This window comes from Enterococcus sp. DIV1059_2, assembly GCF_051713685.1.
In the GTDB taxonomy this organism is placed as follows: Bacteria; Bacillota; Bacilli; order Lactobacillales; family Enterococcaceae; genus Enterococcus_D; species Enterococcus_D casseliflavus.
Map to the genome: position 1 here is coordinate 2,347,909 of NZ_JBIOQK010000001.1, position 14,401 is coordinate 2,362,309.

The following is a 14,401-nucleotide window of genomic DNA, read 5'->3' on the forward strand; positions in this document are numbered from 1 at the left end:
GCTGATGGATGTTATCACACATAAGTGCCCCAATTGCGGGGGCGCTTTAACTTTTGATCCTGGCGATCAAAAATTTCATTGTCCATTTTGTCTGAGTATTTTTACTGAAGACGAAGTCACTGCCTTTGAAGAAAAGCAAAAAGAAGCGCAAATGGCCGCTGATTCTTCTGTAGATGCCACGGCTGCCTCAGTGACGGAGCCGAGCCTTGAAGAAGAAGTGCAGCAACAAGCCAATGCACAAGCGGGACAGATGGACCTTTTCACCTGCCCCAGCTGCGGTGCTGAAATCGTGACGGATGCAACTACAGCTGCAACCTATTGCTACTTTTGCCATAACCCGGTCGTTTTATCTGGACGGCTTTCGGGAGAATTTTTGCCAAACAAAGTCCTTCCCTTTGCGATCGAAAAAGAAGAAGCAACGCAAAAGTTTTTAGAATGGGCGCAAAAGAAAAAATTCGTCCCACGGGATTTCTTCGACCAAGCACAAGTAGAGAAATTGACTGGCGTATACTTCCCTTATTGGGTCGTCGATGCCGAGATGAACGGCTCCCTTTCAGGAATGGGTACCTCCTTGCGTATTTGGCGCGTTGGTGATATTGAATATACTGAACACAAACAATACGATGTCTTGCGACGAGGAAAAATCAAGGTGAATGAATTGCTCAAGCATGCGCTGTCAAAAAACGTCCAACAAAAAATGGTAACTGGCGTTCAGCCGTTTCCCCTTGAAAAAGCTGTTAATTTTCGCAGTCAGTATTTAGCCGGCTTCCAAGCAGAAAAAAGAGACATTGAATACATTGATCTTTCCGACGAAGTCAAAAACGAATTATCGGGTTATGCTGAAAACCTGCTAGCAGGTACGGTCAATGGCTATACTAGTTTTAAACGCAACAATCGATCCATCAATCTAACAAAAGAAGAAAACAACTACGTTTTGCTTCCTGTATGGCTAGTGACCTATCGAGCCGATGATGAAAACAAGAGTGCCTTTTATTATGCGATGAATGGGCAAACAGGAAAAGTCAGCGGTGTTTTACCGATCAGTTACAAACGCTTGGGAATCGTCAGTGGCGCAATTTTCGCGGCAACGACCATCCTCGCATTGATTGGAGCGTATTTCTTATGAAAAAACTATCTTATTTGTTGCTTCTGCTGGTTGGCTTTTTCTTCACCACCCTGCCCGCCTTTGCAGCCGAAGAGACAGTCGCAGACCACGCTGGACTTTTTACCGAACAAGAAATCCAGAAGTTAAATGAAGAAGCAGAAGCGCTGAATGCGAAAATCAAAGGCGAAGTGTTTATTCAAACAACGAACAGCAACACGGGAGATATCGAGTTGTATACTAATCGGTATCTTTCGAGACGAATCGGCAACGACAACAACGGATCCGCTTTGGTGATCGATATGTCGCAACGTAAATTTCACGTTTCGACTTCTGGAAATATGATCGATTACCTCACCGATTCACGTCTAGACAATCTTCTTGATGCGGTATTTGACCAGATGGCAGAGGGAAATTATTACCAAGCGGCATTGGTCTATCTGCAAAAAGCAGCTGGTTTTGTGGAAGCCGGTGTTCCTGCCGATCACTATCGTATCGATCGTGATACTGGAAAAATTACTTATTACAAAGTGATGACGCCACTAGAAATTGCTATTTGCTTAGCAATCGCAGCAGTGATCAGTATCGCCTTTTTCATCATTGTTAAATCCCGTTACCAATTAAAAATGGGCGGCTACAAATTTAACTATCTAGAAAAATCAAGTATTGATCTGACCCAAAAAGAAGATCGCTTAGTCAACTCCTTTGTCACAACCAGACGCATCCCCCGTCCTTCGAATAATGGCGGAGGCGGCGGTGGTGGCGGTTTTTCTGGCGGCGGAGGCGGCAGTACGACCCACTCTTCTGGCGGCGGTACTTTCGGCGGCGGCGGACGCAGTTTCTAATCGTAAAATAGTTGTTTTGAATGTAAAAAAGAGTTCCTTCAAACGGGAACTCTTTTTTTTTGCTGCTATTCATACCATGAATCGACAAGATCCTTTAGCTATCGTCACAATGATTTTGACCCTATCGAAGGTAAAGATATAGAGATCCTTTTGATAATTTCAAATGAACCTCATCGATTTTACTTGAGTATGCTTTTTATTCAAATTATTTCCTTAAACACAGAGAAATCAATATTGCCGCCGGAGACCAAAGCCACAGTTTTCTTTCCTCGAAGTAAATGATCGATCTGTCCGCTTAAAATCGCCGCTGTACTTAATGCACCAGCACCTTCTGCAATGACTTTTTCCTTCAAAGCCAAGTAATGGATCGCTTGTTCGATGTCGGATTCTTCAACTAAGACCGTTTCATCGATACGGGTCTTTAAAACATCATAGGTCAGCTCCCCTGCCAAAGCAACATCACAGCCATCGGCGATCGTTCTACTGCGGCGATTGGCTACCAGCTTTTGCTGCCAGATCGATGCGATCATACCATAAACGCCATAGGATTGAACGCCGATGATTTTGACTTCTGGACGAAGTTCTTTTAAGGCTAAAGCGATCCCAGCGATCAACCCACCACCGCCGATGGGAATAATGACATTATCAACATCTGGAAGATCCTCCAACAGTTCGATCGCAATCGTTCCTTGCCCCTCCATTACTGCACGATCATCAAAGGGAGAGACAAAAACTTCGCCACTTTCTTTCATGGCGTCTACTGTCAGTTGTTTGGTTTCATCAAACGTCTCTCCTGCTAAAACGACTTGTGCGCCATAGCTTCTTGTCGCCTCTATTTTTGTTTTAGCAGCCGTTAATGGCATAAAGATTCGGACATTGATCCCCAGTAACGATCCTGCGAGAGCAACACCTTGCGCATGATTTCCTGCAGAACAGGCGATGACACCGCGAAGTTTTTCTGCATCAGTCAATGAAGCGAGCTTGTTATACGCCCCCCGCGCTTTAAAGGAGCCGGTACGCTGTAGATTTTCTAATTTCAAAAATATCGCGCCCTCTTTTTCTTTGCCTAAAATATTACTTGGTGCAAGTGGTGTATGGATCATGATTGGTTTCAATCGTCGATACGCAGCAGCGATCCCCAGACTGTCCGTCAACACTTCCTCAATCACAAACGTTCCCCCTTTTTTGTTTTTTTATACTCTCATTGAAGCACAGAACTTGTAGAAAAACAAACTGGGGAACTCGTACAAGCAAAGAGCACTTCCCTATCCTTTACACGTCAATGTCACCAACTATTCTTACAGAAGAATTTTCAGAAAATAATGACATTTCTTTTCTGAAGTGCTATACTTAGAAAAATTAAAAAAGGGTGTGAACGAATGACAATCGATTGGTCAAATTTAGGGTTTTCTTATATCAAGACGCCATGGCGTTTTTTGGCAACATGGAAAGACGGTTCTTGGAATGGAGGCGAACTTACCGAGGATAATTATCTGCATATCCACGAGGGATCAACCGCTCTTCATTATGGACAGCAATGTTTTGAAGGACTAAAAGCCTACCGAAGAAAAGATGGCGGCATCAATTTGTTCCGTCCAGACGAAAATAGCAAACGGATGAATCGCAGTGCCTATCGCCTGCGCATGCCAGAGGTTCCTGAGGACTTTTTCTTAGATGCGGTAAAACAAGTAGTAAAAGCAAATCAGGAATATGTTCCACCTTATGGCAGCGGCGCCACCTTGTATATTCGTCCTCTATTGATTGGGGTCGGAGAAAACATCGGTGTCAGTCCAGCACCAGAGTATATTTTTACGGTTTTTTGTATGCCTGTCGGTCCTTACTTTAAGGGCGGATTGACACCGACCAATTTCATTGTTTCTGATTATGATCGCGCGGCACCAAATGGTACTGGCGCAGCCAAAGTTGGTGGAAATTATGCTGCGAGTTTGTTGCCTGGATACGAAGCCCATCAGCGGAAATTTTCCGACTGCATCTATCTGGATCCAGAAACGCATACCAAAATCGAAGAAGTCGGTTCTGCTAACTTTTTCGGAATCACGGCCGACAATGAATTTGTGACACCAAAATCTCCTTCTATTTTGCCAAGTATCACAAAATATTCATTGCTGCATCTAGCGCAACACTCATTAGGATTGACCCCTGTTGAAGGCGATGTTTATCTCAATGAGCTGAATCGGTTTGTCGAAGCGGGTGCCTGCGGAACAGCTGCTGTTATCTCCCCAATCGGCGGAATCCAAAACGGTGAGGATTTTCATGTGTTCTATAGTGAAACGGAAGTTGGTCCACAAACAAAAGCATTGTATGATCAATTGACCGGCATTCAATTTGGGGATATTGCGGCCCCAACAGGTTGGATCTTTGATGTCCCATTGAAATAGCCACACCCATAGACCATTATAAAACGAACGGTCCACTGTGATCGTTCGTTTTATTCTCTTTCCGCCAACCAATTCCTTTCCATCAGGAGAGAATTGATTGCCACAACTCTTTCGACTTGTTACAATCATAGCAAAGGGAGGCGTAATGATGGGTAAACGACTCGGCTATTCTTTGCTTGCAACAGCATTGTATTTGGTGGTTTCCAATATCGGTAATCTCGTTTTTGGTATCAACCGCAGCTTTAGCTGGACCACAACATTGTGGGAAGCATTTTTCTTTTTTATTTTTGTGTTCCTATTCCAACAATTCCGAAAAAAATAAGCAGTGATCCTCGCTAGTAAGAAACGGGGATCGCTGCTTATTCCTTTTGCAGGAATTTCATTTACAAAAAAAAGCGCCAAACCCCTTCATACAAAAGGATTTGACACTAAGAAAAATTATTTAACAGTTACTGAAGCGCCAACTTCTTCTAAAGCTGCTTTCAATGCTTCAGCTTCGTCTTTAGAGATGCCTTCTTTAACTGCTGAAGGAGCTCCGTCAACGACTGCTTTCGCTTCTTTCAAGCCTAAGCCAGTTGCTTCACGAACTGCTTTGATAACTTTAACTTTTTGATCGCCAGCTGCAGTCAATTCTACAGTGAATTCAGTTTGTTCTTCAGCAGCACCAGCATCGCCAGCTCCACCAGCTACAGCTACAGGAGCTGCAGCAGATACGCCAAATTCTTCTTCGATAGCTTTAATTAAATCGTTTAATTCTAAGATTGTCGCGCCTTTTAGCTCTTCGACAATGTTTTCAATGTTCAATGCCATTTTGTTTTCCTCCATTTAAGTAAGTAGTTTAGTTTTTTAATACTGAAAAATCATGCGGCAATTATGCTGCATCTTCTTCTTTTTCTGCCACTGCTTTGACAGCGTAAGCCACGTTGCGGATAGGTGCTTGTAGCACAGATAGCAACATAGAAAGAAGTCCTTCGCGGTTTGGCAATTTCGCCAATGCAGTAATTTCTTCCAATGAAGAAACTTTGCCTTCGATGATACCGCCTTTGATTTCTAAAGCTTTTGCGTCTTTTGCGAAATCGTTAATGATTTTTGCAGGTGCAACAACGTCTTCGTTACTGAATGCTACGGCAGTAGGACCAGTGAATACTTCACCTAAACCTTCTAGACCAGCTTTTTCAGCAGCACGAGAAAGAATTGAGTTTTTGATAACTTTCATCTCAACGTTTGCATCACGCAATTGTTTACGTAAGCGAGTTACTTCATCAACAGTTAGTCCACGGTAGTCAACAACGACTACAGATGCGGCTGCAGAGAATTTTTCACTCACTTCATCAACGATCGCGGATTTTTTAGCGATAGCTGCTTCACTCATTTATATTTCACCTCCTGATTTTGATGGAAGAGTTTCTTCGAAACGAACGGTTCCTTTGTCTTAAAAAAAGACAATAAAAAACTCTATGCCACCGTAGACATAGAGGGACTATTGAAGGTTCTCAATAAACGTCCTCGGTAGGGAATTAAGGCAAATGCCACCTACTGTCTTCGGTACAGTTAAACTTTTAACCTTGACTACCTTACCATAGATAAGGCAGTCAAGTCAATAAAAGTTTTAAATTTTTGTATTAAATTAGAAAGAAGCTTGTTCTACATGGATCCCAGGTCCAAATGTTGTTGTAACTGAGATATTTTTCATGTATTGACCTTTTGCTGCTGAAGGTTTAGCTTTCAACAATGTTTCATGGATTGTTTTGAAGTTTTCGATTAATTTGTCATCTTCAAATGAAACTTTTCCGATTGGTACGTGGATGTTTCCAGCTTTGTCAACACGGTAAGTTACTTTACCAGCTTTAACTTCGTTAACTGCTTTTGTTACGTCCATTGTTACTGTACCAGTTTTAGGGTTAGGCATCAAACCTTTAGGGCCTAACACACGACCTAATTTACCAACAGTAGCCATCATGTCAGGCGTTGCAACAACAACGTCAAAATCGAACCAGCCACCTTGGATTTTTTGAACCATATCGTCGTCACCAACGAAATCAGCACCAGCTGCTTCTGCTTCTTTGGCTTTATCGCCTTTAGCAAAAACTAAAACTGTTTGTGTTTTACCAGTACCGTTTGGTAATACAACCGCGCCACGGATTTGTTGATCCGCTTTTTTAGGGTCTACGTTTAATTTGTAAGCAACTTCAACCGTTGCGTCGAATTTTGCAATATTTGTTTCTTTTGCCAAAGCTACTGCTTCTTCAACTGAATAAGCTTTTGTAGCATCAACTTTTTTCAATGCTTCTTGCATTTTTTTGCTTTTTTTAGCCATTTTGTTTCCTCCTTGATGTGGTTATAACGGTAGAACCTCCCACGTGTCCCATATTTTTCAATATGAAGCCGACTGAGAAGCTACTTCCTTAGGGCTGTAATTATTCTACAGTGATCCCCATGCTTCGTGCAGTTCCTTCAACCATGCGCATTGCTGCTTCAACGTCAGCTGCGTTTAGGTCTTCCATTTTCAATTCAGCGATTTCTTTTACTTGATCGCGTGAAACTTTTGCAACTTTTGTTTTGTTTGGTTCGCCTGAACCTTTTTCAACGTTTGCTGCTTTTTTCAACAATACTGCTGCTGGTGGTGTTTTTGTAACGAAAGTAAATGAACGGTCTTCGTATACAGAGATCACTACTGGAATGATCAAACCTGCTTGATCAGCTGTACGAGCATTGAATTCTTTAGTGAATCCCATGATGTTGATACCCGCTTGACCTAGCGCAGGACCTACCGGCGGAGCTGGTGTTGCTTTACCTGCAGGAATTTGCAATTTAACGATTTTTTCTACTTTTTTTGCCACGAGACATACCTCCTTGAGTCCGTGATGTGGTTAATTGGAGATCCAAATTTCTCCTCCCACTTTGGTGATTCATGTGCACACACAAAAAACGTGTGACGAAAGCACACTGGAATATTATAGCATCTTTAAGGAATAATTCAAGGTCTTTCAGCTGTTTTTTTTTTGAAAAAATACTCACCAACGCTTTTCATTATTCCTTCGATAAAAAAATAAATAAAAATCTCTTGCTTTTGGTCTGCTTTTTTCATTCTCTCATTTTTTTATGCTACACTACTACTGGAATTCTTCCCTATTCGTTTACTACTATCGAGGTGAAAAAAATGGAACAATTAAAATACCGCAGTGTATTTGATATAATCGGTCCCATCATGGTGGGTCCCAGCAGTTCTCATACAGCCGGTGCGGCTCGGATCGGAAAAATCGTTCGCAGTATTTTTGGTGAACAGCCAGACAGTGTTGATATCCTTTTGTATGAATCGTTTGCCAAAACCTATCGCGGTCATGGAACCGATATTGCGTTAGTTGGCGGTCTTTTAGGCATGGAGCCAGATGATGCTCGCCTAGCAGACTCTTTAAAAATCGCTTATGAGAAAGGGATCGAAGTCCTATTCGTTCCTAAAAAAGAAAAAGCGGAACATCCAAATATGGTCAAGATGATTTTGACAAAAGGTAGCCACAAACTTTCTGTCACTGGTATCTCGATCGGTGGTGGTAATATTCAAATCTCAGAGCTTAACGGCTTCAAAATTTCTCTGACGCTGGGTACGCCAACTTATGTGATCGTTCATCAAGATGTTCCAGGAATGATTGCAAAAGTAACCAATTTACTATCAGAGGCTCAAATCAATATCGGTACGATGACCGTAACAAGAGAAGCTGTCGGTGATAAAGCAATCATGATCATCGAAGTCGATCAGCGCAATGATCAGCTGGCGCAACAAATCAAAGTTTTGCCACACGTTTACAGCGCTGCGTATTTTGATTAAAGGAGAAAAGGCACATGTTCTATACAATAGAAGAATTAGTAACAGAGAGTAAAAATTATCCTTCCGTTGCAGAGATGATGATTGCGATCGAAGCTGAAAATACTGGCCGTAGTCGCGAACAGATCCTTGCAATCATGGAAAAGAATTTAGTTGTTATGGAACAATCAGTCGCTGAAGGTGTCGCTGGTGTAAAATCGGTGACGGGATTGACCGGCGGCGATGCGACACGCATGAACGACTACCTTGCTGCCGGTGATTTTTTAAGCGGAGAAACCATTCTACAAGCGGTCCAAAATGCCATTGCAGTCAACGAAGTCAATGCGAAAATGGGCTTGATCTGTGCAACACCGACCGCCGGTAGTGCGGGTGTTGTTTCTGGTGTCTTGATGGCCGTACGTGAACGTTTGGCACTGACTCGAGCGCAACAAGTCGACTTTTTGTTTACAGCCGGCGCCTTTGGTCTAGTGATTGCCAACAATGCCTCGATTTCTGGAGCCGAAGGCGGTTGTCAAGCGGAGATCGGTTCTGCTAGCGCAATGGCAGCGGCAGCTTTGGTTTGTGCAAAAGGTGGCACCCCTCACCAAGCGGCTCAAGCGGTGGCGATCACCCTCAAAAATATGATGGGCTTGATTTGTGACCCTGTCGCGGGCTTAGTCGAAGTCCCATGCGTGAAGCGCAATGCCCTGGGATCTTCCCAAGCCTTTATCTCTGCCGACATGGCACTGGCAGGAATCGAAAGTGTTATCCCACCTGATGAAGTGGTCTTAGCGATGTATCAAGTCGGTCGCCAAATGCCTAGCATTTTCAAGGAAACGGCTGAAGGCGGTCTAGCCATGACACCGACTGCCCAACGCTTGCAGGCAGAAATCTTAGAAGCCAATCGTTGATTTTTTTAGAAACGAACACGAATAAAAACCAACCAAGAACAACCAATCGTTGCTTGTTCTTGGTTGGTTTTCATTTTCCCATGATTTCCAGCGACGAAAAGACAAGTAATCCACACTTGTTAAACAAGTAACAAACGACATTGGCGGTTTTTCTACTCCCACTCGCCTAACCTATAGTGTTTCTTTTGGGCAACGGGTTTTAATACCTTCACAGGCTCGGAAAATTTAGGTTTCCCTTCTGTTTGATCCAACGTGACCAATGGCTGCTCGCTTTCTTGTGCTTTCAAGTCCATTTGTGGTTTTTCTTCCTGGGTAGCTTGTGCCTGATCGGCTGATTTTTGCCAGAGCTGTTTGCTGAGATCCAATAAGGGAATGATCATCATGGCGACGAGCCCGCCAGAAAAACCATTGTTATACAGATTCAAACCTCCATGTAAGAAATCAATATTCAGTACCATTGAGGCGTGGACAAAACCGACCACCAAGCCGCCTTTCCAGCCATAGGCATTTGTTACTGCACAGAGCATCATCGCAAAAATCGCTGACGTGACTGTAACCGTCTCGTTGATGGTGTATACGCTCAATAGATTGGCGATCGTCACCCCTGCCAATAAAGGCAGCGAGTTAAACACATGAGAGCCACAAGCAGAAAAGCCGATGACACAAAAGATCGCACCGATAACTGGTCCATTTAAAACCGCACCAATACTGACAACGTAAGCCACTAACAAGAATGTCATTAACCCCATATTGATCATCGTATTATAAACGCCAGTATCCCTTAAAATATCTCGCTCGATTTTGCCACTATGCGACCAAATCGCTCGCATATTCAATCGTTTTTTCTTGATCGCCATCAACAAGCCATAGCCGACGAATACCCCTCCTAAAACCAGCATCATAAAAATCAATCGAGGTTGCTGCTCTTGAGATACTAATGTTCTTAGCTCGATCGTCAAGCCAAACATTCGGCAGATGGCAGCGACCAGTGTACATAGCATCCCTGAAGTAAATCCCGCACTGTATAGACTGACGCTTTGAAACAGCGCTTGAAAGTATAAGGCCATAGGAACCATCAAAAAACCGGTGAAGAGCCCAATGCCATACCCCATCACTAGACTAAAGTATGGTGGTAAGGAATCATTGAAAGCAAAATAGCTGACGATTGGGGAAACCGATGACCCATAGAGAGCGATCAACAGAAATTTTTTCAATGGTTCGTTCATAAAATACGAATACAGTCGAATGCCTAAAAATATTGGGATAAAATTCAGGAGATTCTTTCCAAAAAAGCCATAGCCAGTCACCATGAATATCGCAGAGACTGCACCGCCCGTGATCGGTACCCGATAGTGATAGCAAATCGAGATCGCTACAAAGGTCATCAGACTGCTATTTAACAAAGCCGTTCCTACCGAGGTCATGGCAATATAATCGGTGACTAAATGACTTTCCGAAAACAAAATCAACTTGAGCTCTTCGATTGCCACCATTGGATCAAAAAACAACATAGCAAAGAAAAATAGCAGCAAATTGAAAAGAAATAACAAGCTATATCCATTATGTACAGAGATCATCCCTTTACCATGGGGATGAAAATCATTGTGAAACTTTACTCTAAAAAAAGTGACTAGTTTTGACATAGGACCCCTTCCTCTTATAAAGCGCTTACTGATTTTGAGAAAAAAAGTGGGCCAACGAATTGGTCCACTTTATTCTCATTACTGTTATTTTACCGTAAAAGAGTCATTCTTGCTAGTGAATCCAGTAGTTAAATCTTATCTACTTGCTCAAAATCAAGTTCTGTACTCGTTTCACGACCGAACATATCGATGTTCACTTTTAGTTTTTGTTTTTCTTCATCGATTTCTGCTACTTGTCCTTCTAGACCAGAAAACGCACCTTCGATGATTTTGACGGTTTCGCCAATTTCTACTTCCAGTTCAACTGTCCGAGTGCTCATACCGATCGAACGTAAAATTGAATTGATTTCTTCTTGTAATAAAGGCGCTGGCTTGCTTCCTGCACCATGGGAACCAACGAAACCTGTTACCCCAGGAGTATTACGTACAACGTACCAAGATTCATCCGTCATGACCATTTCAACTAATACATAGCCAGGAAATGTTTTATGAACGATTTCTTTGGTTTTGCCGTTTTTTTCTTCTGTTTCTACTTCTTCGGGAACGACGACACGGAAAATATAATCACCCATACCCATGCTTTGTGCACGTGACTCTAGGTTCGCTTTTACTTTGTTTTCATAGCCAGAATACGTATGCAGTACATACCAATTTTTTTCAAAAGATTCCATTTTTTTCGGACTCCCCATCTTTTTGTAAAATAAAAAAACCTCAGCTGCACCGAAGTTTTTCCTCAAAGCGATTATAGCATGATTTGCGATAAATGACTAGCGCTATCAGTAAGAAGTCTTACTTTAGGATCCAATTGAAGACTGTTTGAATCAGTGTGTCCATCACAAAGAACATCAATGCAAAAATAATGGTTGTTTGAATCACCACAAAGGTATCTTTACGTAATTGCTTTTTCGATGGCCAAGAAACGTTTTTCATTTCTTCAACAACATTTTTCAAAAATTTCATTTGATTCCCTCCTTACTTCGTTTCACGATGCAACGTATATTGATTACAATACTTGCAAAATTTGTTGATTTCAAGGCGTTCGCCTTTTTTACCTTCACTGACTGATTTTGAATAGTTGCGGGATCCGCAGACAGAACAAGCCAAAGCAGCTTTTTTTGTTGCCATCTTAGTGTCCTCCCCCTTTTTATAAAGTTTTCCAACACTAAAAATACCATTTATTTAAGAATGTGTCAATTTTTGATTTTCTGTCGTAAAAATATAGTTTCTTCTAATTTTGTGGTATGATAATGGTGTTAAATGGGTATTTGGGAGGGAAAATTATGTTATTAAAAACAATGGTTTACAAAAAACGCGATTTAACAACGGTAAAAGAAACAGCTACTTTAGAAGAAGCGCTGGCAATTTTGGAAGAATCTGGTTATCGTTGTGTGCCTATCCTAGATGAATCAGGCAAGATTTTCAGAGGAAATATTTATAAAATGCACATTTATCGCCACAAAGCAAACGGCGGCGACATGACTTTGCCAGTCACTTATCTACTAAAAAATGCGACCAAATTTATTTATGTCAATTCTTCTTTCTTTAACGTTTTCTTCACGATCAAAGAATTGCCTTATATTGCTGTATTAGATGAAAACAATCAATTTTATGGCATCTTGACACACAGTTCTTTGTTGAACATGTTGTCACAGTCATGGAGTGTTGAGCAAGGAAGCTATGTGTTGACGATCGCATCAACTGGTCAACAAGGCGACTTAGCAGTCATCGCAAAAATAATCGCAAAATACAGCAGTATTGCCAGCTGTATCACACTGGATATCGGTAAAGATGAATTTATCCGTCGTACGATGATCACTTTACCAGCGAACACATCAAAAGAATTATGCGACAAGATCGTTTCTCAACTGGAAGCAAAAAATTTCAAAGTTGTGGAGATCGAAGACCTAAAAGCAGAATAAAATAAAAGATCATTCCTAAGAAAGAAAGGAATGATCTTTTTTCTTGTTTTTTGAGAACCATCAAAGCAAAAAACAAGATTTTTTTTTAAACGCGTTTATCGAAACGAACGGCACGATTGATGATATACATCACAGGTGCAGTGATCGTCATCACGATAAATTCACTCAATGCCGTTGTTGCAAAGGTTGGCCAGAAAGGTAATGCTAAGGTGATGTTTAGCATAATCGCAATCAGGAACATGCTTAATGAAAAAACAATTGTATTAAATGCGAGTCTTAAGAAAACATTTGGAATCTTCTTATGTACCAAGGCAGTTGCTCCTAAGGCTAAAAAGCTTCCGAAACCGCCGAATACGACATCCAAGATCCCCATTCCAAAGAACAAGTTATACACAACAACCCCACCGACGACACCCCACATCAATTTTCTGTTGAAAACGACTAAGTGATTCAACCCTTCAGATATTCTGAATTGAATCGCTCCTGAGGCGACTGGTGCGACCAGAACCGTTACAGCAACATAAAGTGCCATAATGATCCCATTGGCTGCGACGACACGCAAACGTTGATTGGTTAGATTTGTTGATTTTTCCATTTGATCCCTACTTTCTCCGAGTTTTGATTACGCGGGATGGTTGATGAACCGCGGTGCGCTTCGCACAAGTACTTATTATACACATTAATAGCCATATATCAATGTTAAACCAGCCATTTAATCTTCAAATCACCTCGAATTCACCTGACAAAAATTTGTACAGATGGAATTGCACCCTCAATTCCTTCATTCATCGATTCAAAGAAAAACTTTGCAGCGCCCATTTTCTAGCACTATTCGCCTACCAATACAGCATCCATCGTCAGATTTTCTAATGCCTTGTGAAGCGAGAAATACTACGGTTAAGAAAACAGAAGCTAGGATGACTATGATCAACCTGAACGTTGATTGTCTTCTTGCTGCCATTCACACGCGAATCATTGATCGGCTCACGGAAGAAAAGCCATACGCGTCAACAAACTCCTTTTTCAAAAGCCCTCCCTCATTATGAAGAATGTATTTTTTTATTTCGGTTATTCGTACAGTTTTTATGTTACTATATAGTCAAAGATAAACAAAAATAACAGTAAAAAGGTGTAATAATGAAGAAATTAATGGTTAGTGTTGGTATTTTGTTTCTACTGGTCTTTGCAGTTGGTTGTGGGAATAATAATGAGAATGTCACGCAAGAAGATTTACAAAAAAATGACTGGCTCGCAGAATCAGAGGATGATGAAGACGAGGTTATTATGACTGTATCATTTACTGAAAACGAGCTAACTTTTGGTATCGATCCAAGCTCTCTCGAGTCAGAAGCAGCGAGTGAGATGGAAGAACTTGGTGAAGCTTTTGTGGAAGAATTCTTAGCTCAGTTTGAGTACACGATGAATTATACACTGGAAGAAAATGAGCTGATGATGCAAAACCCAGATAATGAACATGATACAACCTTCTTTACCCTTGAAAGAGATGGCAAAAATATTATTTTTACGCCTACCGAAGAAATGAACGATGAAGATGGTGGCTTTGTGTTGAAACCTCGCTAAATGAAGGCGCATCGCGTGATAAAAGGATAAGTGCTGAATGACTTTAAGATTCGTCTGATCTACGCACAGAAATCATCTTGAATACGTAAAACATCCCTTTTCGCTAATGGAAAGGGATGTTTAGAATGAATCAGCCGCTTCAATTACTTTTTGCTCAAAGATACCTTTCTTATCGTTCCCTTTTTGGCAAAGCGATTTT

18 protein-coding genes and 1 other annotated feature are annotated in these 14,401 nt (G+C 41.5%); of the genes, 8 read left to right on the forward strand and 10 right to left on the reverse strand.

Annotated elements, in window-relative coordinates; all coding sequences use genetic code 11:
- Window positions 1-4 precede the first annotated feature (4 nt).
- The gene (locus IGI72_RS10865; RefSeq protein ID WP_015509952.1) at window positions 5-1,126 is read left to right on the forward strand and encodes a hypothetical protein; all 1,122 of its coding nucleotides are present in this window, start codon (window positions 5-7) and stop codon (window positions 1,124-1,126) included.
- Entirely contained in the window at window positions 1,123-1,947 is an 825-nt protein-coding gene (locus tag IGI72_RS10870) for a TPM domain-containing protein (RefSeq protein WP_121261039.1), read from the forward strand. Before IGI72_RS10865 ends, IGI72_RS10870 begins: the two co-directional genes overlap by 4 nt.
- A gap of 200 nt (window positions 1,948-2,147) precedes the next feature.
- Here the strand turns inward: IGI72_RS10870 and IGI72_RS10875 are convergent, their stop codons facing one another.
- Entirely contained in the window at window positions 2,148-3,116 is a 969-nt protein-coding gene (locus IGI72_RS10875) for a pyridoxal-phosphate dependent enzyme (protein ID WP_438754181.1), read from the reverse strand.
- Window positions 3,117-3,326: 210 nt separating this feature from the next.
- Here IGI72_RS10875 and IGI72_RS10880 point away from each other — a divergent pair, with 210 nt between their 5' ends.
- On the forward strand, window positions 3,327-4,346 hold the full coding sequence (locus IGI72_RS10880; protein WP_438754183.1) for a branched-chain amino acid aminotransferase: 1,020 nt from the start codon (window positions 3,327-3,329) through the stop codon (window positions 4,344-4,346).
- A 148-nt stretch (window positions 4,347-4,494) separates the two neighbouring features.
- The gene (locus IGI72_RS10885) at window positions 4,495-4,668 is read left to right on the forward strand and encodes a hypothetical protein (RefSeq protein WP_005231922.1); all 174 of its coding nucleotides are present in this window, start codon (window positions 4,495-4,497) and stop codon (window positions 4,666-4,668) included.
- Window positions 4,669-4,784: 116 nt separating this feature from the next.
- On the opposite strand, the gene rplL is transcribed toward IGI72_RS10885, so the two are convergent.
- The 4 genes from rplL to rplK all read right to left on the reverse strand — a co-directional run bounded on the left by rplL (window position 4,785) and on the right by rplK (window position 7,186).
- A complete protein-coding gene (rplL, locus tag IGI72_RS10890) occupies window positions 4,785-5,156 on the reverse strand; it encodes a 50S ribosomal protein L7/L12 (RefSeq protein WP_003127081.1) in 372 nt (123 codons plus the stop codon).
- 61 nt (window positions 5,157-5,217) lie between these two features.
- Complete coding sequence (rplJ, locus tag IGI72_RS10895; protein WP_016610861.1) at window positions 5,218-5,718, reverse strand: 50S ribosomal protein L10; 501 nt, start codon at window positions 5,716-5,718, stop codon at window positions 5,218-5,220.
- Between the two features lie 65 nt (window positions 5,719-5,783).
- Window positions 5,784-5,910 (reverse strand) — a sequence feature (ribosomal protein L10 leader region).
- A gap of 63 nt (window positions 5,911-5,973) precedes the next feature.
- Window positions 5,974-6,663 carry a 50S ribosomal protein L1 gene (gene rplA, locus IGI72_RS10900; RefSeq protein ID WP_005229790.1) on the reverse strand — a complete coding sequence of 230 codons (690 nt, stop codon included), beginning with the start codon at window positions 6,661-6,663 and terminating at the stop codon, window positions 5,974-5,976.
- Between the two features lie 100 nt (window positions 6,664-6,763).
- Window positions 6,764-7,186 (reverse strand): 50S ribosomal protein L11, encoded by a 423-nt coding sequence (rplK, locus tag IGI72_RS10905; RefSeq protein WP_005229787.1) that lies wholly within the window; start codon window positions 7,184-7,186, stop codon window positions 6,764-6,766.
- Between the two features lie 320 nt (window positions 7,187-7,506).
- Here rplK and sdaAB point away from each other — a divergent pair, with 320 nt between their 5' ends.
- Together sdaAB and sdaAA are read left to right on the forward strand one after the other, a co-directional pair.
- Entirely contained in the window at window positions 7,507-8,172 is a 666-nt protein-coding gene (sdaAB, locus tag IGI72_RS10910; protein ID WP_005229781.1) for an L-serine ammonia-lyase, iron-sulfur-dependent subunit beta, read from the forward strand.
- 14 nt (window positions 8,173-8,186) lie between these two features.
- Entirely contained in the window at window positions 8,187-9,059 is an 873-nt protein-coding gene (gene sdaAA, locus IGI72_RS10915; RefSeq protein ID WP_010749448.1) for an L-serine ammonia-lyase, iron-sulfur-dependent, subunit alpha, read from the forward strand.
- A 152-nt stretch (window positions 9,060-9,211) separates the two neighbouring features.
- On the opposite strand, the gene IGI72_RS10920 is transcribed toward sdaAA, so the two are convergent.
- The 4 genes from IGI72_RS10920 to rpmG form a co-directional block, all read right to left on the reverse strand.
- A complete protein-coding gene (locus IGI72_RS10920) occupies window positions 9,212-10,702 on the reverse strand; it encodes a DUF1576 domain-containing protein (protein ID WP_438754185.1) in 1,491 nt (496 codons plus the stop codon).
- Between the two features lie 128 nt (window positions 10,703-10,830).
- Entirely contained in the window at window positions 10,831-11,373 is a 543-nt protein-coding gene (nusG, locus tag IGI72_RS10925; protein WP_005229769.1) for a transcription termination/antitermination protein NusG, read from the reverse strand.
- A 118-nt stretch (window positions 11,374-11,491) separates the two neighbouring features.
- On the reverse strand, window positions 11,492-11,662 hold the full coding sequence (secE, locus tag IGI72_RS10930) for a preprotein translocase subunit SecE (RefSeq protein ID WP_005229766.1): 171 nt from the start codon (window positions 11,660-11,662) through the stop codon (window positions 11,492-11,494).
- A gap of 12 nt (window positions 11,663-11,674) precedes the next feature.
- A complete protein-coding gene (gene rpmG, locus IGI72_RS10935; protein WP_005229764.1) occupies window positions 11,675-11,827 on the reverse strand; it encodes a 50S ribosomal protein L33 in 153 nt (50 codons plus the stop codon).
- A 155-nt stretch (window positions 11,828-11,982) separates the two neighbouring features.
- On the opposite strand from rpmG, the gene cbpA reads away from it, so the two are divergent.
- Window positions 11,983-12,621 carry a cyclic di-AMP binding protein CbpA gene (gene cbpA, locus IGI72_RS10940; protein ID WP_005229762.1) on the forward strand — a complete coding sequence of 213 codons (639 nt, stop codon included), beginning with the start codon at window positions 11,983-11,985 and terminating at the stop codon, window positions 12,619-12,621.
- A gap of 85 nt (window positions 12,622-12,706) precedes the next feature.
- On the opposite strand, the gene IGI72_RS10945 is transcribed toward cbpA, so the two are convergent.
- Window positions 12,707-13,216: a QueT transporter family protein gene (locus IGI72_RS10945; protein ID WP_005229760.1), complete on the reverse strand. Its 510-nt coding sequence runs from the start codon at window positions 13,214-13,216 to the stop codon at window positions 12,707-12,709.
- A 542-nt stretch (window positions 13,217-13,758) separates the two neighbouring features.
- Between IGI72_RS10945 and IGI72_RS10950 the strand changes: the two genes are divergently transcribed.
- Complete coding sequence (locus IGI72_RS10950; protein WP_284591606.1) at window positions 13,759-14,202, forward strand: hypothetical protein; 444 nt, start codon at window positions 13,759-13,761, stop codon at window positions 14,200-14,202.
- Window positions 14,203-14,401: the final 199 nt, after the last annotated feature.

Coding starts and splice junctions, on each gene's coding strand:
- IGI72_RS10865 (WP_015509952.1), top strand. CDS start 5: ATGGATGTTATCACACATAAGTGCCCCAATTGCGGGGGCGCTTTAACT.
- IGI72_RS10870 (WP_121261039.1), top strand. CDS start 1,123: ATGAAAAAACTATCTTATTTGTTGCTTCTGCTGGTTGGCTTTTTCTTC.
- IGI72_RS10880 (WP_438754183.1), top strand. CDS start 3,327: ATGACAATCGATTGGTCAAATTTAGGGTTTTCTTATATCAAGACGCCA.
- IGI72_RS10885 (WP_005231922.1), top strand. CDS start 4,495: ATGGGTAAACGACTCGGCTATTCTTTGCTTGCAACAGCATTGTATTTG.
- rplL (WP_003127081.1), bottom strand. CDS start 5,156: ATGGCATTGAACATTGAAAACATTGTCGAAGAGCTAAAAGGCGCGACA.
- rplJ (WP_016610861.1), bottom strand. CDS start 5,718: ATGAGTGAAGCAGCTATCGCTAAAAAATCCGCGATCGTTGATGAAGTG.
- rplA (WP_005229790.1), bottom strand. CDS start 6,663: ATGGCTAAAAAAAGCAAAAAAATGCAAGAAGCATTGAAAAAAGTTGAT.
- sdaAB (WP_005229781.1), top strand. CDS start 7,507: ATGGAACAATTAAAATACCGCAGTGTATTTGATATAATCGGTCCCATC.
- sdaAA (WP_010749448.1), top strand. CDS start 8,187: ATGTTCTATACAATAGAAGAATTAGTAACAGAGAGTAAAAATTATCCT.
- IGI72_RS10920 (WP_438754185.1), bottom strand. CDS start 10,702: ATGTCAAAACTAGTCACTTTTTTTAGAGTAAAGTTTCACAATGATTTT.
- nusG (WP_005229769.1), bottom strand. CDS start 11,373: ATGGAATCTTTTGAAAAAAATTGGTATGTACTGCATACGTATTCTGGC.
- secE (WP_005229766.1), bottom strand. CDS start 11,662: ATGAAATTTTTGAAAAATGTTGTTGAAGAAATGAAAAACGTTTCTTGG.
- rpmG (WP_005229764.1), bottom strand. CDS start 11,827: ATGGCAACAAAAAAAGCTGCTTTGGCTTGTTCTGTCTGCGGATCCCGC.
- cbpA (WP_005229762.1), top strand. CDS start 11,983: ATGTTATTAAAAACAATGGTTTACAAAAAACGCGATTTAACAACGGTA.
- IGI72_RS10945 (WP_005229760.1), bottom strand. CDS start 13,216: ATGGAAAAATCAACAAATCTAACCAATCAACGTTTGCGTGTCGTCGCA.
- IGI72_RS10950 (WP_284591606.1), top strand. CDS start 13,759: ATGAAGAAATTAATGGTTAGTGTTGGTATTTTGTTTCTACTGGTCTTT.